The sequence below is a fragment of the Kamptonema animale CS-326 genome, from assembly GCF_028330895.1.
Lineage (GTDB): Bacteria > Cyanobacteriota > Cyanobacteriia > Cyanobacteriales > Microcoleaceae > Kamptonema > Kamptonema formosum.
In genome coordinates, this window is the sequence record NZ_JAQMUA010000185.1 from 1 (window position 1) to 23,167 (window position 23,167).

Consider the following 23,167-nt stretch of genomic DNA (forward strand, 5'->3'; position numbering starts at 1 on the left):
GAGAGGGGGAGCAGGGGAGCAGGGGAGATGGGTAATTAGCCATTAGCCATTAGCCATTAGCCATTAGCCATTAGCCATTTCCCTTGTTCCGCTTCTTTCCCTTCTTTCCCTTCTTCCCTAGCCCCTAGTCCCTAGCCCCTAGCCCCTTCTTCCCCTAGCCCCTACCTATATATCTCTGAAATTTCGCCGATCAAAACGGCAAAGCCCGCTGGAGCGGGCTTGAAGGTAAGTTAGGGGTAGGGGGCGCGATCGCTAATGGCTAGCCCACTGTCACCTGATCGGTTTGTACATCGGTTGCTCCTTCCTCAGCGGAGGCGATCGCCACCAGCTTATCTAGGATCTCCTGACTTGGCACTTTCCCTTTAAGGACAACAGTGCTGCTGAGCTGAGCAACATAGACAGTCTCAATATCAGCAACTTCTGCATCGCTATCAAAAGCGAGGGCTACCCGCTTCGCTAAGCCACTCTCATCAAAATTTCCATCAGGGCCAACCTTAGCTGGGGCGATAGATTGAGCCGCTGCTGCTTGCTGCACCACCTGCGTCATAGGTTCAGCGGGGGGTTCAGGCTTTTCTAGTCCAAATAATCTTTTAAACCAGCCCATAGTAGTAGATATCTCCTTATAAGGATGCTTGTCTACAAGATACCTCTATAGCTCAGCACTTACCAACCTATAAAGATAGATCCTCCCATATTTTCATCATCAGTACCTAGCACCACGCCGCCTGAAGCCCCCGGTACGAGTTCAATCCCCTCTATTTTGTGGTAAGGCAAGTGATATAGAGGAGTAAGAGACTGTCGGAATTGGAAAATGCGATCGCGATCGCTAAAACTGCCAGCAACATAAACAGCAGAATCAAAAGGCCCGTCATCGCCATTATCAGTTGCTGCTGACACGAAGGCGATACCAGCCGCATCTATCTTAAGGTCAGAAATATGGCGAACATTTCCCGTCGGGAAAGGTACTGTCAACTTTGCAGAACCTTGTTGAGTAATTTGATAAGTAGCAAGATTAAGGGTTCCCCAGTAAATAACTGCCGGTTCTGCCCCTTGGCCCCGATGAGCCCAAACAGCTAATAATTTACCCTCGATATTTTGCAAACCAAAGGATTCAAAGTTGCTGCCTTTGGGAATATTTGGCAAATCAAAGACTTTCAGAACTGAAACGGTTTTGTTATCCCCACCAAGTTGAATATGATAAACTTTACCTGCACTCGCTAAGGCCATAAAAGAAGATGTCCCTGGAACGGCAGTTAGCCCTTCTAAATCACTTGGTAGTTCTGTATTAGCGGGCCAGTTGATGGGGGAATATTGGGGTTGTGCTTTACCTGCGATCGTAAGGATTGCGAGGCGGCCTTGATTTTTGTCTTTGTTGTCATGCACTATCAGGAAGGAAGAGTTCTCCTTTTGTTGACTAACCAAAGCTATACCACTGATATTGAAAAGGCTGTCGCCTCGGACTGGTCGCCACATTTGGGCAATGGCTAGCTGCGGTATTAGTAATAATGGGGTGAGGAGGAGAAGTCTAATAAGTAACTTTTTCAATTTGCCTGTATTTCACCTTAACGCTTTAATTAGAGGGATAAATATATCAGATATATCCTACAATTAAAAGCAATTCTAATCATTATTATATTTTAATGACTGTAACTGGCGATCGCATTCCCAAGACACCCATCTCTGACCAATCTAGCCAACCCGATAGCGCAACTTGGCAATGGCGCAGTTGGGAAGGATTACCCTACCTAACTTGCAGCTTACTCGACTCTTGGCCGCACGGCTTCTTTACTCAAAATTTCTCCCCGAAAACACCCTCAGACTTGGTAGAAGTTCTCCATCCCCAGGCGCGAGTTTACCGCGTCAAACAAGTACACGGCAATGGCGTATTCAAAACCAGTGAAATCCGGCCATTTTCAAATCCTGACGATGATGCCACATCTGCGGGTCGAAACTCCGCTGAAATCTTAGCTGAAGCAGATGGAATCCTTACAGAGAAAGAGTTAGAATCGGTGTGGGTTTGTTCGGCTGACTGCGTACCGGTGTTGATTGCTGATGTCGAAACTGGACAAGTCGCCGCCGTTCATGCCGGTTGGCGGGGGACTGCTAGTAAGATCGTACCGGAAGCGATCGCACATTTTGCGACCAGTGGCAGTCAACTGGCAAATTTGCGCGTAGCTTTAGGGCCTGCGATCGCAGGTAATGTTTACCAAGTATCATTAGATGTGGCAATCCAAGTTGGTGCCACCATTGCCCCAGAACTTGCTGATAATTCCCCAGATTTACTGAAATTTTTGCAACAAATGCCAGATGCACCTGTGTTACCCGATTCCCAGCCCGGAAAGGTACGCTTAGATGTGCGACGGTTTAATGCTTTACAATTGGAGCAATTGGGGATTAGTTTTGAGCAAGTGGCGATCGCACCTGAATGTACCTACTCTAACCCAACTCACTTTTATTCCTACCGGCGCGATGGGCTGAAAAAAGTGCAGTGGTCTGGAATTGTCAGCACTCGCCAGAGATGAAAACTCCCGTCCATAGACGAACAGAACAATTTTTTATTTGTTGAGAACTTACGTAACGCCGCCCTTGCTTGCGGTTAGAATACCGCCCAGAGGGCGGCGTTACGGATATTAGTTATAGCTAGGGACTAGGATAACTGACGAAAATATCAGCGGTAATGGCAACTGAGGTAAAATAGGAATTATTGCAACTTATGCAAGATGTCAGGTCACACATCAACTAGGGAAAAAGCCACAGAGCGAAATGGTAGCACAAATGTCAGCACGACTTTTATTAGTAGATGACGAGCCTGGATTGCGGGAAGCAGTACAAGCTTACTTGGAAGATAGCAACTTTAATGTTGATGTTGCCAGCAATGGTCGCGAGGGATGGGAACTGCTGCAAAAAAATCCCCCTGATTTGGTAATTTCTGACATCATGATGCCCCAAGTTGACGGCTATCAATTTCTTTCGCAAATGCGCGAAGACCCTCGATTTAAGGCAATGCCAGTCGTGTTTTTGACCGCCAAAGGGATGACTACAGACCGCATCCAAGGCTATCAGGCTGGTTGCGACGCTTATATTTCCAAACCCTTTGACCCGGATGAGCTCGTGGCAATCGTCACCAATTTGTTAGTAAGGCGGGCGGCTACGAAGGAGTCTGGCGAAAACGCGGAAACTCCCGATATTACAGCCTTGGCGAATCAGATGGCGAGAATTGAGTCATTATTGACAGGACGCTCCGCGATCGCGCAATCCCCATCACCAATTAAAATAGATTTAACTCCGCGAGAACAAAGCGTTTTAGATTTAGTCGCCCAAGGCTTAATGAATAAGGAAATAGCCCGTCGCCTAGAAACCAGCGTTCGCAATGTAGAAAAGTACGTTAGCCGCCTATTCACTAAAACTGGTACCAATAGCCGCACCGAGTTAGTCCGTTACGCTCTCGAACATGGCTTAACTAAATAGGGGATAGGGGCTAGGGGCTAGGGGCTAGGGAAGAAGTGAAGAAGGGGAAGAAGGGAAGAGGGGAAAGAGAATAAAAGTAAGGGCTTCGGCGCGATCGCGCTTGCCGAAGGGTGCGACGATTTAGAATGTCCTCATGGTCTTGGCGGTTAGTAACAGGCGATCGTACTTTCAAATCTATAGCACTTAAAGTATTACTTACGTAACGCCGCCCTCTGGGCGGTAACACCGCCGTCTCGACATTATCCTTAAAGTCGAGACGGCGGTTGACGTTAGTGATAAGTACCAACACATTCAGGACTTTGGCACCCAACGAAAGAAACCGGGTTTTTTGACGAAAATACTTCGCCCTTACCCACAGATGCTCTCACAAAGCAGGTTTCTGGGACGACCTGCGTAAGTCCTAACATTAAGAACTTTAGGACTTATGCAAAAACCCTATTTCTTTGAAAAATCGTGACTTTCTACGAGAAATATAGGACTTACCCATTGTAAGGGTGTAGCAAGGCCTTGGGATTGCTTAGTTAATTGCTCAAAACCTTACTTTTATTGCATTTTACTTCTAACTCTTCACTTACAAGCTTTTTTCCATCTGATATAATAAATGTATTGACAGAAAAACACAGTCATGGTATATCACGCCCATAATTAAAACTATTGTTCCAATTCCCATAAAGCTTAGAGCAATAGTATTTTCCTACAGTCCATCTTTTTCTACTTATAGCAATACATTACCTACTGCTAGCACTGTGCCAGCGTGAAAACTGTTCCCTCTTAAATAGTAGGCAACTACTGGGTCAAAAAATGAAAAATTACCCTTGGGAACTGAAATAGTCCCATCATCTTACGGTTAAGCCTTGGTAGCTCTGTAGTAAGAAAGAGGGGAACAGTCCGCTGTAAACTAGCGCTAAGCAACCTGTAAAGGTAGTGTCACAGATTAGGGTACATCTTCTACAAAATTCAATCACCATCAATGAATAGAACAACTAATGAAATTAGCGCCGGACATAAATCCCAGAGCCGAACCCCATTACTCAGATTCAACAAGGAGAAAAAAATGTCTCATGCGATCGCAAAAATAATATTTTTTAGTACAGTATTACCACTGTTACTAACAGTAAGCACCAGTCAAAGCTGGGCTACTATTACCAGCATAAAAATTGCAGAAAGCAACAATTTAACCACCGCAAATCTTGAACATCAATCTTCCTTATCAAATCGTAATCTAAAAATGAAAGTCGAACTTGCAGAGGTACTAGGCAGGGGCAAAGATAGACGCTTGCAGTCAGATTTGCTGTTAGTAGCAGCTAGGAATGAAAAGACAAGAGAGTGTCGCGTATCAGGACTATGTTCGTAAGTATTATACTTTGGGCGAATAAAATGACCGCAGATGGTAACTGTAGAATTGAAACCAGCGCACCATCAGGGTTTCATTGTTATAGGCGCGGTTTTCACCGCCCAGTCTAAGAGGTCATAAAATTGAACCCGCCTACGCGGGTTTTGTTTGTGTAGACGTGGTTTTAATCGCCCAGTCTAAAAAGTTGCGATCGCATGATTTTTCACGCATTAGTATTAGAATGCTAGGAATAGGCAAAAGGGGAAGGAATTCAAGGAATGATTAACCCGCACGCAGAAACAGACACAGCCCTAGAGAATAAACAGTCACTACAAACTCTCTCCAGAACCCTAGCCATGTCTCAGGGGCAATTTTCCCTGATTTTAGTGCGCTGCAACTACGCCTCACTAAGAGAGCAAATAGTAGAACAACTGCGTCAACAATATCCCGTCACCCTGCGAGAACTCGTCCTCCCCGTCTCTGTCAAGACACTTTATACTACTATCGAAGCAGAACTGGGCGGCGAACACCCAGGGGCTTTAATGGTATTTGGTCTAGAAACAGTAAGCGATATTGACCAAGTGCTGACTTCAACTAATTATGTGAGAGAAGAGTTTCGCAATAATTTCCCTTTCCCTATAGCTTTATGGGTAACGGACAAAATATCAAAAAAGCTGATTCGTTTAGTCACAGATATCGAAAGTTGGACGACCACAATTGAATTTAGTCTCAGTCCTGACGAGTTGATTGATTTCTTAGGTAAAAGCGCCAGCCGTTTATTTTCTGCCGTCTTAGACGAGGGCGCTTGGCGATTAACCAATAACGCGATTTTAGGTGCGAGTTCTGCTTTAGAATTGGAGTCAGCTCGCCAAGATTTACAAAGTTATGGCATTAGTTTACACCCTGCTCTCGAAGCCAGTTTACACTTTATTCTGGGGCGACAGGAATATGCTAGCAACTGCATTGATGCCGCCCTGGAACTATATCAGCAAAGCTTGAATTTTTGGCAGAATGAAGTACTAACAATGAACGGTGAAGGGGAATTACTGGTTTCATCTTTCCACCTTCCGCATCCCTCTTTATTAGAAGGTGTTTTACTGTTTCATATCGGGTTATGCTATCACCGCCACGCGGAACAGCAACGAACTGGCAACGTCTCTTATTGGACAGAAGCCAAAAATCACCTCCAGCGGTGTATTAATATTTTCGATCGTGCTGGGCGGCAAGACTTAGTTGCTGAGTTTATTAATCAACTTGGTGAGGTATTACAGCATTTAGAAGATTGGGATAGCCTCTGGGATTTGGCTGTTAAATCTAGGAAATTGCATCAAGATATTGGGGAACCAGCACAAGTGAATTTAGCTCAAGATTACGGCTTTCTCGCTGCTGTTGCCCTAGAGCGGAAAGAATGGGAAAATGCCAAAGAATGGGCGGCAATTGCTCTAGAAATTTTGCCGGCAACAGTTGCGAAAGAAACGGAACACGAGACGCGGGTAAAATCTCAGTACAAAAGTTTGTACCTGTTAATTTTAGCAATGGCTGAGAATGAATTAGGTGAGAAAGCTCTGGCTATACACCACTTAGAAATTGCTTGCCGGGAAAGCTTGCCTGTTTACGATCCGCAATTATATCTCCGGCTTTTAGAAATGCGGAGAGAATTATATTTTCAAGAGGGATACTATCTCGAAGCTTTCAAAATTAAGCAAGAATATCGCGCAATTGAACATACATATCGGTTCCGCGCATTTATTGGTGCTGGGAGATTACAGCCCCATCAAGAAGCTATTAATCCTGCAATGGAAACGACTGCACCTGCTGCGACCATTGCTGATGAAATTACCGCTTCCGGTCGGGAAAGGGATCTCAATCGCTTGATAGAGCGAATGAGCAGCACGCAACACAAATTGACAGTTATTTACGGTCAATCGGGAGTGGGAAAAAGTTCGATTGTGAGAGCAGGATTAGTCCCTGCTCTTAAACAAAAAGCAATTGATTCTCGTAGTGTTTTACCATCGGTGCTGCAAGTTTACAATGACTGGCGGCGGGAATTAAGGAAGCAGTTATCGATTGGCAAAAGCGAAATCACTGGGCAGCCAATTGAAGAATTTGCGCTGGAATTGACCCCTAGTAACGATACGAGATCTACTATAGATGCAGAGTATAAAACAGAGGAATCCAACTCTAATTCTCACCTCGAATCTGTAGTAATAAATGGTGGTGCTGTTCGGTCGGTAGAGGAAGCAGCAGCAGAAAATGCAAAAATTATTGAATTACTGCGTAAGAATGCAGAGCAAAAGAATTTGCTTACAGTATTAATTTTCGATCAATTTGAAGAGTTTTTCTTTCTGTGGAAAGAAGCCGCAAAAAGACAGGAGTTTTTTGAATTTTTAAGGTTATGTTTGAATATTCCGTTTGTAAAAGTCATATTGTCAGTGCGGGAAGATTATTTACATTATTTGCTGGAGTTCAGTCGCCCAAGAAATCTGATAAATGCGTTTGATAATGATATTATGGGGGACATTCTTAGTAAAGATATCCTCTTCTATTTAGGGAATTTTTCCCCAGCAGATGCTCGCGCTGTGATTAAAAAATTAACTGAACGCTCCCAGTTTTACTTAGAACCAGCACTGATTGATGAGTTAGTAAAACACTTAGCTCAAGATTCGGGGGAAGTGCGACCAATTGAGCTGCAAGTTGTCGGCGCACAACTACAAGAAGAGGAGATTACAACATTAGCTCAATATCAACAATTAGGTGCTAATCCCAAACAAAAATTAGTCGAGCAATTTTTAGAAGAAGTGGTCAAAGACTGTGGGCCGGAAAATGAACGAGCAGTGCGGCGAGTTTTGTACTTGCTAACGGATGAAAATGATACCCGCCCTCTAAAAACTCGCGCCGAATTAGCTACAGATTTAGCAACATTTGAAGAAACAGATAAATTAGATTTAGTTTTAGAACTGTTAGTAAAATCGGGGCTAGCATTTCGGTGGACTGAAGTACCAGTAGAGCTTTACCAGCTAATTCATGACTATTTAGTTGCTTTCATCCGTCAGCAGGAGGAATTGGATAGGCAGACTGAATTTGCGGAGTTGCAAAAGCAAAATAAATTAAACCGAGATCAAATCGAGAAATTCCGCAGAGAGAAAGAATTAGCAGAAGCAAAAGACAAACAGCGAGAAGCAGAAGAAAAACTTCAGAGGAATCAGAGAAAACAACAATTTTGGATAGGATTTATTACTGTAGTTGCAGGTGCAATTGTTCTGGGCGCGTTTACCTTGTCTGCATCTATCCAAGCTGAACAAGCAAAAAAAGCAAAACAACAAGCTGAAATTGCTCGTATTGATGGGTTAATTTCGGGGTCGGAAGTTCTCTTACTCTCAAGTAAAAACGATCCGTTGGGGGTATTACTAGCTAGTGTCAAATTAGGCAAAGAATCTGAAAAAACTGAAATGTCAATCGAAACTAAAAATCAATTGGCAGAAAGGCTTAGGCAAGTTGTCTCTGGCTTACAAGAACGCAATAGTTTTGAGGGGCATGGTAAAGGGATCTCTGGGGTAAGTTTCAGTCCTGATGGTAACACAATCGCCTCCGCAAGTGCGGATCATACTGTGAGGATTTGGAACAAGGATGGGAAAGCTATTGGTATGCCACTTCAGCACAACGATAGTTTATTTGCAGTAAGTTTTAGCCCCGATGGCAAAACGATTGCGACTACATCTGCTGATAAAATTGCGAAATTGTGGCGGGTTGAAGATGGATCGGCGATCGCAACTTTCAGGGGTCACGATGAACCTGTAACTAGCGTCAGTTTTAGTCCCGACGGTCAAACTATTGCCACCGCTAGTTACGACAGAACAGTAAAACTCTGGACTAAAGGCGGTATTCTGCTAAGAACCTTAATAGGTCATAAAGATTGGGTGTTGGGGGTGAGTTTCAGTCCCGACGGGAAAACGATCGCCTCCGCTAGTAAAGACGGTACAGTGAAACTCTGGAACCTAGACGGTAAAGAGATCAAAACCCTCAAAGGACATACCAGTTGGGTCTACAGCCTCAGTTTCAGCCCCGATCGCAAAACAATTGCTACGGCTTCGGCAGACAACACGATCAAACTCTGGAACCTAGACGGTAAAGAACTTAAAACTCTCAAAGGACATAACGATCACGTTGTGAGTGTCAGTTTCAGTAACGACGGCGAAACGATCGCTTCTGGCAGTGCAGACGATACAATCAAAATTTGGAACGCCTACACTGGCGAATTACTGAACACTCTCAGAGGACATCAAGACGACGTGCGATCGGTAAGTTTCAGCCGCGACGGCACAATCGCCTCTGGTAGTTACGATAAAACTATAAAAATCTGGCAGCCTGATAGCACTCCTTTAAGCAAAATTCTCGCCGGACATAGCGATTGGATTTATAGCATTAGTTTCAGTCCCGATGGCAAGATTATTGCTTCTGGAAGTGCCGACAAAACTGTAAAAATCTGGCGTACTGATGGGAGTTTAGTAAAAACTGTCTTTAGCAATCAAGGTTCCGTTGGTGCCGTTAGTTTCTCGCCTAAAGGAGATATCTTAGCAACCGCAGGCGAAAATAAAACTGTCAAACTCTGGAACCTGGAAGGCAAGGAACTCAAAACTCTAAAAGGCCATGACGGAGAAGTTTTTAGCGTTAGTTTTAACCCTGAAGGGAGTGTAGTAGCAACTGCTAGCGATGATAAGACTGTTAAACTTTGGAACCGTGATGGTAAACTACTTAAAACCCTCAATCATCAAGAGAGTGTTAATAGCGTCAGTTTTAGTCCCAATGGCAAAATTATTGCTTCAGCAAGTGAAGATAAAACGGTAAAACTTTGGCGGTTTAACGGCAAGGATACGAGTTTGCTACAAACTCTAAAACACGGCGACAGTGTTAACAGCGTCAGCTTCAGTCCCCAAGGCGATATTATTGCCTCTGCCAGCAACGATAAAACTCTAAAACTTTGGAATCTTGACGGGAGATTGCGACAAACTCTTAATAGTAGCGATCGCGTTATTGGTGCCAGCTTCAGCCCCGATGGAAAACTAATTGCCTTAGCGAATGCTGATAATACTATTACTTTGTGGAAATTTGTGGGAACGAATGCCACATTGCTTAAAACTATCCAGCACACTGCTAGAGTGATTAGTTTGGGTTTCAGTCCAAATAGTAAAATATTGGCTTTTGGAGGTCGAGATAAAACAGTAACTTTGTTACCAGTAGATAATTTGAATCTAGGCAGCATTGTCGCTCGCGGCTGCGATTGGATGCAAGATTATTTGATGTACAATCCGATGGTTAGTAACAGCGATCGCAATCTTTGTCAAACAAAGAATACAGGATCGCAACCCTGAGATCGTTAAGTTAGCTTTAACAGTTAACAGTTAACAAATTTCAAATAATATCCTTACGTTTCTGCACAAAGAAAATCAGAGCAAACATAATCAGCATTTGTAAGACTAAAATGCCCCAATATAGAGTTACATTCACTTTGAACATTTTACCATATTTATTGTAAAAATTCTCAATCAATGCTTCTCCACCCTTGATAGTTCCCTCATATTTCCCCTTCCATTCGCTGTAATCTTTTTGCCAAGTGTCAATTTGTGATTTATATTTATCAACCTTTTGTTCGTAGCTATCTAACTCGCGGGGGTCACTCGGCGCTTTACCTGGATCTTCGGGCTTTGCTGGTTCAATCCTATCTATAACAGCGTCATATTTGCTCTTAATTCCGGGAAATTGGCACTGCTTGTAAAGGTTTTCTCCCAAACACTGACACTGCTGCTTTTTTTGCTCTTGGGTTAACTTATTGCGCTCACTTTCTGGCAATTCCCAGCAGGAATCCTCAGCCACATTCCGCCCTAAACTTGTTAGCGTTACTAAGGATTCAAAAGACCATTTTGTAATTGTCACCTGGTTAACAATGCGACCTGGTGCTCCCAAGGCATCTATAGATAACATTCCGCCGCCAAAGGTAATTTGGGGAACTAAAAAGATAATTGTTAACAAAGGTGCGATATTCTGATTAGGTGAAATAGCCGAAACTAAAAGCCCCATCATCATACCGGCAATGGTAGCAAGAACTAGGGTCAAATACATTGCGCCTAACACTTCATTGCCACCGGGAATATCTACGGCTAGTTTTTTAAATAGTAAGAAAATCCCCGATTGATACAAAGCTAAAAGTATGCCTACCCAAACTTTTGATAAAATATAGGGAATAATTTGCAGACCGATCATCCGTTCGCGTAGATAGATATCTATTTCTTTGACAATTTCCCGCATTGTGCCTAAACTGCCGACCATGACAGCGATTAAAGCGGTGACAAATAGCATCGTAATTGCCTGGCCTGCGTCCCCTTTTTCTACGTCAAATATGCCCCGTTTCCAGGTGACAAAATCTAGTAAGCCTAAAATCGGCGCGATCGCCAGCATCAAAAATAAACCTGCTTTATCCTGAAGCAGGATAGCAATATTGCGCTGCGACAAAATCCCAAATTCCCTTACCGCCGCTACTCGCCTACCTCTATTTGGTGGCTGTTGCTTAGCGGGGCGTTGCTGGGGTGGGGCGGGTGATGGGGTGGGTAATGTCCGCTGGCGATCGCGCACGTATTTTTGATATTGTGGTGAACTGAGATAGCGTTCCTGCCAATATTCCGGCGAGTTTTCGTGTTCGACTTTGCGGTAAATTTCATTGAATTTCTGCACCCCAAAGTATTGAGGCGCTTCGTTTGGCGGCCCGAAGTAAGCGACTTTGCCACCCTTGGCCATAAATACTACTAAGTCGCACAGAATAACGTTCTCAGTCGCATGAGTGATCAGCAAAATTGTGCGACCAGAATCGGCCAGCTTTCGCAATAATTGCATGATCTCGCTTTCTGTGCCGGGGTCGAGTCCTGATGTGGCTTCATCTAGGAAAAATAAGCTGGGTTTTGTGAGGAGTTCTACGCCCATTGAAACTCGTTTAAGTTGGCCGCCGCTAAGGGCTTTAACTTGTACGTCTTCACGACCAATTAAGTTTAAATCTTTAATGACTTCGCCGATTCTTTTTTTTCGTTCGGCTTTAGTTGTATCAGCAGGCATCCGCAATTTTGCAGCGTAATCAAGGGCTTGATATACTGTTAATTCGGTGTGAATAATGTCTTTTTGGGGGACATAACCGAGGTCGTTGCGGTAGGCGTTGAAATTTTTGTAGAGGTTAACGCCATTAATTAAAACTTCGCCGCTGGTAGCGGGCCGAAAGCCGTTGAGGGCATCAAGAAGAGTAGATTTGCCGCCGCCGCTAACTCCCGCGATGACGATGAATTCGCGGGCGTGAATTGTCAGGGAGATTTCATCTAAGATTTTGATGCCTTTGCCGACGATTTTTGTTAAGTTGACGGCATCGAGGCGCAGGTTGCCTTCTTCGCTATAACCGACAAGAGTTTCGTCGATATTTAAAACAAAGCGGTAGGGGCCGATGCGGATGTTATCGTTTACTTTGAGGATGCGATCGCCCAAAATTTCCTTACCATTGACGTAAGTGCCGTTGGTGGAAGTCAAATCTTTAACTACAACTGAACCGTTGCGCCGTTCGATGCGGGCGTGAAAGCGCGATACCGTTGGATGGTTGATGGGGATATCGTTTTGGGCATCGCGCCCGATGGTGAAGGCATTTCTCCCCTGCAAGTCTAAGTGGGCGGTAAAGACTGTTTGTTCTCCCGTTTTCGCGGCAACTGTAGCTGCTGTTACTTGGTTAGCAGCTACAGGTATTGGGGCAATGTGGGCAGCCATTTTGAAGCGCAATTCAATGCCGCCAATGCGGATAGTGTCGCCGTCTGCGAGAGGGTGAGGTTTACTGGGTTTGAGTTGGACGTTGTTGAGGCGGAGGCCGTCAGTGCTGTTGAGGTCGGTGAGGAGGTAGCGATCGCCTTGCCAGACTATTTGGGCGTGATGGCGCGAAATCAAGGGCTCGTTGAGGATCAGATGATTGTCAGTAGCGCGGCCTATGGTAATTACATCGCTGTTAAATGAGAATTTCGATATTGGATCGCTGCCTTTGCGGATTTCAATATAGGCGGGAGATGCGGGCATAGGACTTTTTCTAGCAGTGCCAAGATATTTATCTCACATTTTGGGCGGTTTATGTCAAATGTTTTGGCAAAGCTATTTCTGTTTACCATCAAGTTAAGTTACACTTCAATTTGATCGTATATTCGTTAATTATGTCATCATCTGAAGATTACCTATTTAATGATCCGATTTTTAACATATTGTTTCATAACTGGATTGAGACTAAAAAATGTGGTTTTACCCTGTTCTTCTGCATCCAGGAATAACCGCATTCCCAATGATTGCATGGCATTTAATAAGTCTGAGGTCGATAACTGTACTGTCTTGATAATTTGCGGTAAAGCAACGGGTTCCTTTTCCTCAGCCAACTGAATCATTATTGCCATTTCCGCCTGCGTTAGACGCTGGAATTGTTGGTCTAATTGTGCTTGCAGAGATTCGCTTAAGATCGCAGTGTCGCATTGCAAAAACTCGGAGACGCTACCACTAAATAAGTCGTGTATGATGGTGGTGGTTAACTCTAACCAGAGAGGATTGCCTTGATAAGTATTAATCAAAGTTTCCCAATCATCATCATCTGATAATTTCTGCTGTTTGAGAATTTCTTTGGCGGCGGTTCCTAAGCTACCCAAGACTAAGGATTGTACGTAGTTATTTACTCTTTCTAATTTAGCAATTTCTCTCGATTTTTCCCAACTAATTAAGATTAAGCAACTGGGGTGACAAACTTCGGCGATTAGTTTAAAAAATTGCTGATAATCTTCATATCCAGTTTTATATTGTCCCGCTAGTTGTCCGGTGCTAAAAAGCATCTGTACGTCGTCGAGGATAATCAGACAGCGATACTTTCGGAGGTTGTCGAGGAGTTGGGAAATTTGGGTTTCGATGTTGTGGGGGATGTCGGTTTTGTCGGAGAAGATTTGCAGCAGATTGGTGAGTGTTGTATTGAGGGTGGGGGAAAAGCGAAGACTGCGATAAATTACGTAATCAAAGTTAGTTTTGATTTGTTCTATGAGTCGGAGTGCGAGGGTGGTTTTGCCTATTCCGCTGATTCCCAGAAGTGCGATCAGGCGAGATTTATCTTGTAATATCCAGGTTTCGAGGGTGGAGAGTTGGGGAGTGCGATCGTAGAAGTTGAAGATTTCGGGTGTGTCGCCTAAGTCGATTTGGGGTTGATTTGGGGTTTGTTGGGGGTTTTGGGTGACTTGTGGAGATTGCGAAGTTTGCGGACAGATGTTGACGTTATTAATTGCTACATGACCCTGACCAGATGAAAAATTGTAAATTTTGCCACTGTCTAATATTACGCGAAAATTTCTTTTAGTAATATCTTCTCCCAATCCCTCTGAAAGTATTTTCCACAAGCCCGACCCGACATCTCTAACATGACCCTCACTGGAGTGAGTTGCTTCAGCAATTTTCGCGTAGGTCTGATCTTGTAAAGTACCTCGGAGTATTGCTTCTTGCAGATAGTCTATGTTCTCTCCTGTCTTGGCGAAGATTAGTTCGTCCGCGAGTTTTAAGACTTCTGCGATGTCCATAGGTCAGAGACAGGGTGGAATTTTCCCTATTGTATCCGATCTTTCCTACATTTCCGACATTTTTACCTACATTTCCGAGCTATTTGTCTGCGGAAAGTCCAGACATTACCTGATTCATCATTGTACTACACTGAGCTTTAGGTGAGTAAAGGAAACGCCTGATATGGGAAAAAGAAATGAAGTTGGTGGCCCTGTGTGCGATCACTGCGGAAGTACCAAAATGGGATTTGTCAGTTCAAGAGTGATCACTAAATATACGGAGCGTGTAACTTACGTATGTTATGAGTGCAAAAAAGAAACTTACATAGATACTGATGCACCCCCATAAAACTTTGATTGAGTGACAGTGTAAACCATAGTATTTAGGCAGGATAGAAAATGGGAACACCAAGAGGCTGGTCATATTTTGGGACTGTTGATGGTGTTGATTGGGAGAAAAAACAGGTCAGAAATGATTACATTATGGCTAGACCAGTTGGAACAACACCAGATTCTAAAAATCCAGACGATCCACATATTCGTGTAGACATAGATGCTAGTGGCAATCCAATTTGGTCTACCTTTCACAGTAATTTTAATGGATATTTTGGAATGGGAGAAGTAGTGAGAACTGCTATTACCCTAGCACTGAGTAAGTAGACATAAAAAAAATATAAAGCAGGAATTAAATCATGGCTAATGAAAAACCACCAGACATAAGAGATCCCAATGCTTTTGAAGCCAAAGATGGAAAACCCTGTACGTCATGTGGCGGAACAGGAATAATAAAGCCAAAAGGTGCCGTTAGAGAGGCAGTGTGCCAAAAATGTCAAGGCAAAGGCTGGACTAGATGAGTCGCTAATGACACATATATGGAAGGATTGATTGATAAAAGTTGCGCTCTCTTGAACCTACTATGCGGTAGTGGAAAGGATGGGAGAAGGTGCAGGGAGCGATCGCAGTTTATCACCCAAATCTAGGTCAAGTCTGACTGATGACTAACAATTTTTGAAATCGAAAAGGAGCTTTTTTTATATGAGTCAAAATCGTATGCCAGATGCTAGCGATCCTTACAAGCTACAAGAATGGGCAAACCAACAGCGAGAGAATAACAGCGATTCAAGTTCTAGTGCAGATGAAAACCTTGTCAAATATATTGCCAAAGGTGTTGCTAACGAATTTGGCGCTATTGGTGCGGGTGTCGCTAGTGAACTGGGGCGAATTGCTTTAGGAGTTGTTACCCTTGGACTTTCTGAAGAATCAAAAGATAAAGATTGATTAACATCAGTAGCGATCGCCAACATTTACAAGAAAGGTTAAAGGTTAGGCGATCGCTCTCTCGAATCTAGTAGGAACTATTAGGTGGTAAAAATGAGTACGAATACAACAACTCGATTTCAACAAAGGTATTTAGTTGTTTGGATGGTAGTAGGTGCAGTATTCTCACTATTAGCAACTGTTTTTATTTTCATAGACGGAACCAGCTCCGGTCAAAGTTCCAAGCTGAGTTGGAATGAAATAATAATGTATCTTTTAGCTGCCCCTGTATCAGGTACTATTATAGGGCCAGTATGGGGTAGTTTTGGAATGTTATTTGAAGCATCGACTAGATACAATTGGAAATTTGGAGAAATCGAGCATTATGCTTGGGTTTGGTATATTTACCCTTTATATACTATATTTGACATAATATGGAGCATGACTGTTGGGTTTTTGATTTATATGGTAAAAAGTCTATTATTTAGGTAATTTATTAATCAGGATGGGAGAGGGTTTAGGCGGCGGTCGCTTAATTAAATTTCCTACTTTCATCGTTATTAAAATACGCTATTAAATACTCTAAGTTTGTACAATTATCCCCTAAATTACAATGCCTCAACCCCAAACCTGGAAGTGTATACAAACACTTAAGCACAAAGACCTGGTATATCATCTTGTCTTTAGTTCAGATGGACAAAGCATCGCCAGTGTCTATAGAAGACGTAATCCAAAATCAATATCTCTGTGGTCAATACGGACAGGAGAGTGCAAAAAAATCTTCACGGACGAGGACGACACTAACTCAATAGGAGACATCGCTCTCAGTCCTGACGGACAAACCATTATCACTAATGGCAAGGAAACTGGGCAAATTAAGCTATGGTCGGTGCAGAAGGGGCAAAAAAGAGAGGAAGCTTCTGGACATTCTAAAGGTGTTACATCTTATGTATTTAGTCCAGATGGACAAACCCTTGCCAGCGTTGGTAAAGACGGAATAATCAAGTTGTGGTCGGTGCAGGTAGAAGGGTTTATTTTGTGGTCAGCAACGAAACTACAGTTAAGAAAAACCCTCACAGGACACTCTGATGAAGTTAAATATATTGTATTTAGCCCTGATGGACAAACTCTTGCAAGTGGAAGTACGGACAAGTCAATCAAAATCTGGTCTGTACAGACAGGTCAAATACTACAAAATATCACTGCTGCCGACTATTCCGGTGGTTTGGGCAGTCAAAAATCCCTCGCCTTTAGCCCTGATAGAGAAACTCTTATTAGTGTCAACAGTAGCCCTAGTAACCGTTCGGATTCGATCAACTTGTGTATAAAGTGGTGGTCAGTGCGGACAGGATCTCTGCTACAAACTATCCCCTTTTCAGTGCGAGCAAGTATTTGGTCTATTGCCTTATGTCCCGATGGAGAAATCCTTGCTCTTGGTACTCTTGAACCCACTAATACAATCAAACTTTTGTCAGTGAGGACAGGACAGGAAATTCAAAACCTTATGGGTCATTCTAGTACGGTTTCGACTGTTGCGTTTAGCCCGGATGGACAAACCCTTGCCAGTGGCAGTGGGGACAAGACAATCAAAATTTGGCGGCGGAATTGACGCAGCCGGGTAGGGTGCTTTATCAGCCCTAGCATCGCTAACTATGTGAAGAGGCAACCAGTCATCAAGAGCTTTTTAAGACAGCAGTTAGAGCGTTTAGCTGAGTGGATGCGTGACCAAGGAATTAAAAGTTAGTAGTAGAGTTTTAAAAGGAACTATCTAAGAAGCAGGGAGGAAAACCGATCGCGCCTCTCTTCTCCAACGTGCGATCGCCCATCTTTCTTAAGCCTCAAAGGGGTTAATCAACGTGAGTTCAGCAATCCATCGAAAATCGTTTATATTTCTTGTCACTAAAGCTCTGCCATACACTAAAGCTGTTGCCCCAATAATAGCATCCCCAAGCGTCATTCTCCTCATCTGTCGCAACGCCACTGCTCGATCGAGTACAGCGTTAGAAATCGGTAAAACTTCCACAACACCAAAAAATTCCTCAAAGTACACTCTATAATCTTCAGTTAGCCGATGATAACCCAGCACTTCAACGTAACTTACTGCCGACACAACTATGTCATGTTCGCCAATAAACTGCCTAACTTGCGCGTGTTCTGGTTGAGAAGCGTAGATAATAACATTACTATCAAGTAGCATTATTCATCCCTACCTGGAAGCGAACGATCTTGACGCAATTCTCGCTGCCATTCCACCGGATCGTTAATATCAGCATAGACATTACTTGCTGCAATTTTTTCCAATATTTCAACTGTTCTTTGGCGGCGAAACTCAGCCTCCATCTGTAGCACTTGAGATTGATACTCTGGATCTTGTGCCATTTCAATTAGTGCTGCATCAATTTCCGATTGTTTACCCTGAGTTTGGGTTGTTACCCGATCGCGAACCAATACTGACAATACTTCTAAAAGTTGCTGTTGCTCTTCAAGAGTGAGATTTTGAGCCTGACTCAGTACATCGCTATAAGTAGACATAGGCTTTATGTTGAGATTTTTGACTCTTGTTACTATTATATGGCAATTTCTGGTTATGATTTCTGAAATTTTGCTCTCGCGATCGCCCCTAATTTCTGATTGAGTTGATCGCTATTGATTATCCCCCAAATCGCGCTGATTTAATAGAATATCAAGCATCCGTCTTGTCTCAATTCTCAAACCCACAATTTCTTCTTGCTGGCGATCCATCCTTTGAAATAGCTGTTCCCGTTCTTCCCTTGCCTCTGCTGCCACATTCGCTAACGCTTGAATCACACGAGCATTACTCTCTACCATGTTAGCTAATCGATCTAGTCTATCATCATCCCACCGCTCTGTACTCATATATCTTTCTCCTTTAAAAATAATTAAAGATGCCTCTTGAATTATGCCAAATGGTCTAAAACTTTGCTACTGCGCTCGCGATCGCCCCTCTTTCTTAAGCCTCAAATGGGTTAATCAATCTAAGTTCAGCAATCCATCGAAAATCGTTTATATTTCTTGTCACTAAAGTTCTGCCATACACCAAACAACACCAAATTAATTAACTCTCTATGTAAGCGGTTTTCTAAACCGATGTCCATCAGGTTCTACAACCACAAATGCCCCTTTTAGTTCGACTTCAGAGTAATTTTCTATAACTATTGCTAGTTGATTGTGAACTTCATTCACCTTTTTAGGTAAGACTCGAAGGTAAATTACCCCTGTTCCGATCGCCCTTACAAAAACAAGATTTCCGTAATCTCTGTCTCGCGTAACAAGGATGCGATTTTCTGCTTGTGCTACTCTCAGTATTTCTTCATCACTTGCTTGGGCTAAACCCATTTGAGCGACAATAATTACATCATGTCCTGCATCAATCAAAAACTTTGTGGTAACAGCGTACACATCTTGATCTATCAGAAATTTCATAATTTAAGCTAATGCCAAATGCACATCTTCAGCCGCCACCAGTGCGATCGCATACTGTAGGCAGGCTCTAATATCCTCTACTTGCAAATCGGGATAGTAGTCTCGGATAATTTCTGCAAAAGAAAGTCCTTCATTTAGTAATTCGAGAACGCTCTGTACAGTAATGCGCGTACCGACTATGCAAGGCTTACCGAAGTGAATTTGAGGATTGACGGAGATTCTGTTCATTTTCACTACAGAGCTATTATGTCCTTTCTATTTTAAGTCATCAGCTAGGCGATCGCAACTTGTCTTTTTTCACGCTTCTGGGCGATCGCCATATATTCATTATTCACCTATCAACTCATCGTATTCTATCTGCCTACCAATCCCAAACCAGTCCAGGTACTTGACAAAACCCCATCTATAAGCAATAATGGTAGATTGTCTGTCCAAACCCTGCTCGGATCAGGTTGAGACATTCCCAAAGCTGACAAAGCACCGCAAAACAGATTGATTTCAACCTGTAGGCTTCGGCAAAATACTTGTCAGCTACCTGTACGGCAACCCAAATTACAACCAGAATGACTTACGCAATTATTGAAACAGGCGGCAAACAACTGCGAGTAGAGCCCGGCCGCTTCTACGACATCGAACTGCTTCACGTCGAAGCCGAAGCTACAGTCACTATTGACAAAGTATTTCTAGTTCAGCATGGAGATGACGTTCACATCGGCCAGCCATTGGTTGAAGGTGCGACAGTAGAAGGCACTGTGATGCGGCACTTCCGGGGTCGCAAGGTCATCGTCTATAAGATGCGGCCCAAAAAGAAAACTCGCAAGAAAAAGGGCCACCGCCAAGAAATTACTCGCTTGATGATTGATTCTATCAGTCTTAAAGGAGATGCGATCGCGAAAAGAGAAGAGACGGCCCCAATCGTCGAAACTCCTTCAAAATAGAAAATAACAATTAAAGTTGAGGACATTATGGCCCATAAGAAAGGTACAGGTAGTACACGCAACGGTCGCGACTCTAATTCTCAGCGCTTAGGTGTTAAGCGTTTTGGCGGCCAAGTTGTTAAAGCTGGCAACATTCTAGTCCGTCAACGCGGCACAAAGTTCCACCCCGGTAACAATGTCGGTATCGGCAAAGATGATACTTTGTTCGCCCTTGTTGATGGCGTAGTGACTTTTGAGAGAAAGGGTAAAACTCGCAAGAAAGTCAGTGTTTATGGCAAGCCCGTAGTTGAAGCCGAACCCGTAGCGGTTTCGGCATAGTCAAAGGCTAAATTGAGAAAGCCGATTTCTTAACGGAATCGGCTTTCTCGATTATTTAGGACTTACGCACGTTTCACGTAACGCCGCCCTCTGGGCGGTTCATTTACCGCCCAGAGGGCGGCGTTACAGCTACTTTTGATAGAAGTCCTCAGAAATTTACTTAAGCGTTGTGCTTTGGTGGAAACCATAAGTTCTAGACTTAGCAATAGGGCAACCATTATCAGCCCAAAAGTCTAACTGACTCAACACTTAAAAAAATCATGTTTCCAACACATCGCCCTCGCCGCCTTCGCCAAAATCCCCAACTGCGTAGGATGGTACGCGAAACAGTCTTGACTACTAACGATTTAATATATCCTCTGTTTGCCGTGCCAGGGGAAGCTGTTGCCACAGAAGTTAAATCTATGCCGGGAGTCTACCAGCTATCGGTAGACAAAATTGTAGAAGAAGCCAAAGAAGTTTACGACCTCGGTATTCCCGCAATTATCTTATTTGGCATTCCTGAAGATAAGGATACAGAAGCTACGGGCGCGTGGCATGACTGCGGAATTGTACAAAAAGCTACCGCAGCAGTTAAAAAAGCCGTACCCGACCTCGTGGTTATTGTCGATACTTGTTTGTGCGAATATACCAGTCACGGTCACTGCGGCTATCTGCAAGTCGGAGATTTAACTGGTCGGGTTTTGAACGATCCCACACTGGAGTTACTAAAGAAAACTGCGATCGCTCAAGCTCAAGCTGGTGCTGATATTATCGCACCTTCGGGGATGATGGACGGTTTTGTGCAGGCAATTCGGGAAGGTCTAGACGGCGCTGGATTTGAGGATATCCCGATTCTCTCTTATGCAGCTAAATATGCCTCAGCTTATTATGGCCCATTCCGGGATGCTGCTGATTCAACTCCGCAATTTGGCGATCGCCGTACTTACCAAATGGACTCAGGAAATGGTCGCGAAGCCCTCAAGGAAATTGCCCTTGACATCGCTGAAGGCGCTGATATGCTAATGGTTAAGCCAGCTTTGGCTTACATGGACATCATCTGGCGAGTCAAGGAAGCCACTAATTTACCAGTTGCAGCCTACAACGTTTCTGGCGAATATGCGATGGTAAAAGCCGCCGCCCTCAATGGTTGGATTGATGAACAAAAAGTCGTAATGGAAACCCTCACAGGGTTTAAACGCGCTGGTGCTGACTTGATTTTAACCTATCATGCCAAAGATGCAGCCCGTTGGCTTTAAGCCCGCAAGCGGTTTTGAACTGTAAGTTTTGTAGGGTGGGTAATCCTCACCCTGCTGCTGTTTTTAAGAGATTTAGATAGTCGAAAATGTCATAAATCCATAACAAAAAAACTGAGATTTTTGTCAAAATGTATTGATAATTACCGAATAGATGGATAAGATATGAAAAGTAATAAGTAGGTGGATATAAAAAACAGTAGATGTTTTGTAGAGGCGGGTTTAGCCAGAGACTATACTATCAGGCACTTTTCCAGATAAAAACCCGTCATCTACTACGTTTACTCTCAGATTTGTTGTCGGCATTATTAACAAAAAATGGGCTGCTAAAGCGCGAATCGTTTAAAGCCGTCAGCAGACAAATACACCAATTTCAGATAGTTTAAACCCAACTTGAAGGCAAATTGAGAATGAACTCAACCACGAGAGATTACCGCAACATCCAATTTTGTATCGGTTCTGAGCAGGTAGACCTACATCAATTAAAAGGGTTGTTTAAAGGAGCAGCTTTTTGGGCAAGGGAGCGATCGCTAGAGGATTTAGAAACCGCGATCCGGTTCAGCGAACCAGTAGTTAGTGTTTGGGATGGCGATCGCATGATCGGGTTCGCTCGCGCCACATCAGACGGTATCTACCGCGCCACAATTTGGGATGTAGTCATTAATCCTGACTATCAAGGCGGTGGACTTGGCCGCAAGTTAGTACAGACAGTTTTAAGCCATCCTCGGATGTGTCGAGTCGAGCGAGTTTACCTGATGACAACCTACAAACAGAGTTTCTACGAGCGCATCGGTTTCCAGTGCAATGCAAGTACCACAATGGTGCTGGAAAATCAACCCATAGATGCGAATATGGTACTCGAAAATCAACCCATAGATGCGAACGTAGAAGTGACGTTTCCTCCTGTTAAGCTGACTGTATGAGCCTAGCTTTTAAGATTTTTAATAGAGTATAAAAAGAGGTGCGATTGTACCTCTTTTTTATCATCTATAGCTATCCGTAGCGCCGCCATCCTAGCGGTTAAGTCACCGCCAAGATAGCGCGTAAATAATGCCTAAGTCCTCATCTATTTAAGCAGTAAAATACTTTGCTGCTGGGTGATAGGTGATGATGGCAGTTGTCGATTGTTCGGGATAAAGCTGTTCGCTTTCGTCCATGTAAAGGTTTATGCGATCGCTTCCTAACAACTCCAATTGTTTATACTGATCCGACATCTCAGGACAAGCAGGATAACCAAAACTATACCGCGAACCGCGATATCTTTGGGCTAACATATCCCTAATATTATCTGGTTCCTCACTCCCAAAACCTAACTCGCGGCGAATTCGCGCATGAGTCCATTCAGCTATTGCTTCTGCCGTCTGTACCGCTAACCCATGAAAATACAGATAATCAGTATATTGATTATCAGCAAATAGCTTTTGTGCGAACTCCGTAGCACTGTTCCCAACCGTCACCGCCTGCATCGGAAATACATCCATTTTTCCCGATTCTTTGGGTGCAAAAAAGTCAGCAATACACAATCGTCGTCCCGACTTTTGGCGAGGGAAAGTAAAGGTTGTAATAACACCCCCTTCGCGGGCC

23 protein-coding genes are annotated in these 23,167 nt (G+C 43.6%); 12 read left to right on the forward strand and 11 right to left on the reverse strand.

Translation table 11 applies throughout. The annotated features are described in order from the left end of the window. Positions 1–259 precede the first annotated feature (259 nt). Both PN499_RS10860 and PN499_RS10865 read right to left on the reverse strand, forming a co-directional pair. Positions 260–604: a BON domain-containing protein gene (locus PN499_RS10860; protein WP_272031876.1), complete on the reverse strand. Its 345-nt coding sequence runs from the start codon at positions 602–604 to the stop codon at positions 260–262. A 59-nt stretch (positions 605–663) separates the two neighbouring features. Next, positions 664–1,545, reverse strand: a complete 882-nt coding sequence (locus PN499_RS10865; RefSeq protein ID WP_272031877.1) for a hypothetical protein — start codon at positions 1,543–1,545, stop codon at positions 664–666. A 95-nt stretch (positions 1,546–1,640) separates the two neighbouring features. Here PN499_RS10865 and pgeF point away from each other — a divergent pair, with 95 nt between their 5' ends. Next, the gene (gene pgeF / locus PN499_RS10870) at positions 1,641–2,522 is read left to right on the forward strand and encodes a peptidoglycan editing factor PgeF (protein ID WP_272031878.1); all 882 of its coding nucleotides are present in this window, start codon (positions 1,641–1,643) and stop codon (positions 2,520–2,522) included. A gap of 253 nt (positions 2,523–2,775) precedes the next feature. After that, positions 2,776–3,468: a response regulator transcription factor gene (locus PN499_RS10875; RefSeq protein ID WP_272031879.1), complete on the forward strand. Its 693-nt coding sequence runs from the start codon at positions 2,776–2,778 to the stop codon at positions 3,466–3,468. Positions 3,469–3,478: 10 nt separating this feature from the next. On the opposite strand, the gene PN499_RS10880 is transcribed toward PN499_RS10875, so the two are convergent. After that, entirely contained in the window at positions 3,479–3,778 is a 300-nt protein-coding gene (locus PN499_RS10880) for a hypothetical protein (RefSeq protein ID WP_272031880.1), read from the reverse strand. A gap of 660 nt (positions 3,779–4,438) precedes the next feature. Here PN499_RS10880 and PN499_RS10885 point away from each other — a divergent pair. Together PN499_RS10885 and PN499_RS10890 are read left to right on the forward strand one after the other, a co-directional pair. Then, positions 4,439–4,822, forward strand: a complete 384-nt coding sequence (locus tag PN499_RS10885) for a hypothetical protein (protein WP_272031881.1) — start codon at positions 4,439–4,441, stop codon at positions 4,820–4,822. 257 nt (positions 4,823–5,079) lie between these two features. Then, positions 5,080–10,170, forward strand: coding sequence for a WD40 domain-containing protein (locus PN499_RS10890; protein WP_272031882.1), 5,091 nt, complete (start codon positions 5,080–5,082; stop codon positions 10,168–10,170). A 40-nt stretch (positions 10,171–10,210) separates the two neighbouring features. On the opposite strand, the gene PN499_RS10895 is transcribed toward PN499_RS10890, so the two are convergent. Together PN499_RS10895 and PN499_RS10900 are read right to left on the reverse strand one after the other, a co-directional pair. Continuing rightward, a complete protein-coding gene (locus tag PN499_RS10895; protein WP_272031883.1) occupies positions 10,211–12,892 on the reverse strand; it encodes an FHA domain-containing protein in 2,682 nt (893 codons plus the stop codon). 152 nt (positions 12,893–13,044) lie between these two features. Further along, the gene (locus PN499_RS10900; RefSeq protein WP_272031884.1) at positions 13,045–14,412 is read right to left on the reverse strand and encodes an AAA family ATPase; all 1,368 of its coding nucleotides are present in this window, start codon (positions 14,410–14,412) and stop codon (positions 13,045–13,047) included. Between the two features lie 378 nt (positions 14,413–14,790). Here PN499_RS10900 and PN499_RS10905 point away from each other — a divergent pair, with 378 nt between their 5' ends. The 4 genes from PN499_RS10905 to PN499_RS10920 all read left to right on the forward strand — a co-directional run bounded on the left by PN499_RS10905 (position 14,791) and on the right by PN499_RS10920 (position 17,257). Continuing rightward, positions 14,791–15,051, forward strand: coding sequence for a hypothetical protein (locus PN499_RS10905; protein ID WP_272031885.1), 261 nt, complete (start codon positions 14,791–14,793; stop codon positions 15,049–15,051). A gap of 375 nt (positions 15,052–15,426) precedes the next feature. Continuing rightward, entirely contained in the window at positions 15,427–15,669 is a 243-nt protein-coding gene (locus tag PN499_RS10910; RefSeq protein ID WP_272031886.1) for a hypothetical protein, read from the forward strand. Between the two features lie 93 nt (positions 15,670–15,762). Continuing rightward, complete coding sequence (locus PN499_RS10915) at positions 15,763–16,140, forward strand: hypothetical protein (RefSeq protein ID WP_272031887.1); 378 nt, start codon at positions 15,763–15,765, stop codon at positions 16,138–16,140. A 121-nt stretch (positions 16,141–16,261) separates the two neighbouring features. After that, positions 16,262–17,257 (forward strand): WD40 repeat domain-containing protein, encoded by a 996-nt coding sequence (locus PN499_RS10920; RefSeq protein WP_272031888.1) that lies wholly within the window; start codon positions 16,262–16,264, stop codon positions 17,255–17,257. Positions 17,258–17,479: 222 nt separating this feature from the next. Here PN499_RS10920 and PN499_RS10925 read toward each other — a convergent pair whose 3' ends face one another. The 5 genes from PN499_RS10925 to PN499_RS10945 form a co-directional block, all read right to left on the reverse strand. Next, entirely contained in the window at positions 17,480–17,845 is a 366-nt protein-coding gene (locus PN499_RS10925; protein ID WP_272031889.1) for a type II toxin-antitoxin system VapC family toxin, read from the reverse strand. Then, entirely contained in the window at positions 17,845–18,180 is a 336-nt protein-coding gene (locus tag PN499_RS10930; RefSeq protein ID WP_272031890.1) for a hypothetical protein, read from the reverse strand. The genes PN499_RS10925 and PN499_RS10930 overlap by 1 nt, the downstream gene beginning before the upstream one ends. 111 nt (positions 18,181–18,291) lie before the next feature. Next, positions 18,292–18,525 (reverse strand): hypothetical protein, encoded by a 234-nt coding sequence (locus tag PN499_RS10935; protein ID WP_272031891.1) that lies wholly within the window; start codon positions 18,523–18,525, stop codon positions 18,292–18,294. Positions 18,526–18,732: 207 nt separating this feature from the next. Continuing rightward, positions 18,733–19,092 (reverse strand): DUF5615 family PIN-like protein, encoded by a 360-nt coding sequence (locus tag PN499_RS10940; RefSeq protein ID WP_272031892.1) that lies wholly within the window; start codon positions 19,090–19,092, stop codon positions 18,733–18,735. A 3-nt stretch (positions 19,093–19,095) separates the two neighbouring features. Further along, on the reverse strand, positions 19,096–19,320 hold the full coding sequence (locus PN499_RS10945; RefSeq protein WP_272031893.1) for a DUF433 domain-containing protein: 225 nt from the start codon (positions 19,318–19,320) through the stop codon (positions 19,096–19,098). Between the two features lie 335 nt (positions 19,321–19,655). On the opposite strand from PN499_RS10945, the gene rplU reads away from it, so the two are divergent. The 4 genes from rplU to PN499_RS10965 all read left to right on the forward strand — a co-directional run bounded on the left by rplU (position 19,656) and on the right by PN499_RS10965 (position 22,506). Beyond that, complete coding sequence (gene rplU, locus PN499_RS10950) at positions 19,656–20,030, forward strand: 50S ribosomal protein L21 (protein ID WP_272031894.1); 375 nt, start codon at positions 19,656–19,658, stop codon at positions 20,028–20,030. Between the two features lie 27 nt (positions 20,031–20,057). After that, positions 20,058–20,348, forward strand: a complete 291-nt coding sequence (gene rpmA, locus PN499_RS10955) for a 50S ribosomal protein L27 (RefSeq protein WP_272031895.1) — start codon at positions 20,058–20,060, stop codon at positions 20,346–20,348. Positions 20,349–20,608: 260 nt separating this feature from the next. Then, positions 20,609–21,586 (forward strand): porphobilinogen synthase, encoded by a 978-nt coding sequence (gene hemB / locus PN499_RS10960; RefSeq protein WP_272031896.1) that lies wholly within the window; start codon positions 20,609–20,611, stop codon positions 21,584–21,586. Between the two features lie 407 nt (positions 21,587–21,993). Beyond that, positions 21,994–22,506: a GNAT family N-acetyltransferase gene (locus tag PN499_RS10965; protein WP_272031898.1), complete on the forward strand. Its 513-nt coding sequence runs from the start codon at positions 21,994–21,996 to the stop codon at positions 22,504–22,506. Between the two features lie 147 nt (positions 22,507–22,653). On the opposite strand, the gene PN499_RS10970 is transcribed toward PN499_RS10965, so the two are convergent. Next, positions 22,654–23,167: vitamin B12 dependent-methionine synthase activation domain-containing protein (locus tag PN499_RS10970; RefSeq protein ID WP_272031899.1), on the reverse strand; the 514-nt coding region annotated here is incomplete at its 5' end.

What these genes read in the sequence shown, in the direction of transcription:
- PN499_RS10885 (WP_272031881.1), top strand. Translation starts at nt 4,439, where the DNA reads ATGAATAGAACAACTAATGAAATTAGCGCCGGACATAAATCCCAGAGC.
- pgeF (WP_272031878.1), top strand. Translation starts at nt 1,641, where the DNA reads ATGACTGTAACTGGCGATCGCATTCCCAAGACACCCATCTCTGACCAA.
- PN499_RS10890 (WP_272031882.1), top strand. Translation starts at nt 5,080, where the DNA reads ATGATTAACCCGCACGCAGAAACAGACACAGCCCTAGAGAATAAACAG.
- PN499_RS10910 (WP_272031886.1), top strand. Translation starts at nt 15,427, where the DNA reads ATGAGTCAAAATCGTATGCCAGATGCTAGCGATCCTTACAAGCTACAA.
- PN499_RS10915 (WP_272031887.1), top strand. Translation starts at nt 15,763, where the DNA reads ATGAGTACGAATACAACAACTCGATTTCAACAAAGGTATTTAGTTGTT.
- PN499_RS10920 (WP_272031888.1), top strand. Translation starts at nt 16,262, where the DNA reads ATGCCTCAACCCCAAACCTGGAAGTGTATACAAACACTTAAGCACAAA.
- PN499_RS10930 (WP_272031890.1), bottom strand. Translation starts at nt 18,180, where the DNA reads ATGTCTACTTATAGCGATGTACTGAGTCAGGCTCAAAATCTCACTCTT.
- PN499_RS10875 (WP_272031879.1), top strand. Translation starts at nt 2,776, where the DNA reads ATGTCAGCACGACTTTTATTAGTAGATGACGAGCCTGGATTGCGGGAA.
- PN499_RS10895 (WP_272031883.1), bottom strand. Translation starts at nt 12,892, where the DNA reads ATGCCCGCATCTCCCGCCTATATTGAAATCCGCAAAGGCAGCGATCCA.
- PN499_RS10945 (WP_272031893.1), bottom strand. Translation starts at nt 19,320, where the DNA reads ATGAACAGAATCTCCGTCAATCCTCAAATTCACTTCGGTAAGCCTTGC.
- PN499_RS10860 (WP_272031876.1), bottom strand. Translation starts at nt 604, where the DNA reads ATGGGCTGGTTTAAAAGATTATTTGGACTAGAAAAGCCTGAACCCCCC.
- PN499_RS10900 (WP_272031884.1), bottom strand. Translation starts at nt 14,412, where the DNA reads ATGGACATCGCAGAAGTCTTAAAACTCGCGGACGAACTAATCTTCGCC.
- hemB (WP_272031896.1), top strand. Translation starts at nt 20,609, where the DNA reads ATGTTTCCAACACATCGCCCTCGCCGCCTTCGCCAAAATCCCCAACTG.
- PN499_RS10925 (WP_272031889.1), bottom strand. Translation starts at nt 17,845, where the DNA reads ATGCTACTTGATAGTAATGTTATTATCTACGCTTCTCAACCAGAACAC.
- PN499_RS10935 (WP_272031891.1), bottom strand. Translation starts at nt 18,525, where the DNA reads ATGAGTACAGAGCGGTGGGATGATGATAGACTAGATCGATTAGCTAAC.
- PN499_RS10905 (WP_272031885.1), top strand. Translation starts at nt 14,791, where the DNA reads ATGGGAACACCAAGAGGCTGGTCATATTTTGGGACTGTTGATGGTGTT.
- rplU (WP_272031894.1), top strand. Translation starts at nt 19,656, where the DNA reads ATGACTTACGCAATTATTGAAACAGGCGGCAAACAACTGCGAGTAGAG.
- PN499_RS10940 (WP_272031892.1), bottom strand. Translation starts at nt 19,092, where the DNA reads ATGAAATTTCTGATAGATCAAGATGTGTACGCTGTTACCACAAAGTTT.
- PN499_RS10965 (WP_272031898.1), top strand. Translation starts at nt 21,994, where the DNA reads ATGAACTCAACCACGAGAGATTACCGCAACATCCAATTTTGTATCGGT.
- rpmA (WP_272031895.1), top strand. Translation starts at nt 20,058, where the DNA reads ATGGCCCATAAGAAAGGTACAGGTAGTACACGCAACGGTCGCGACTCT.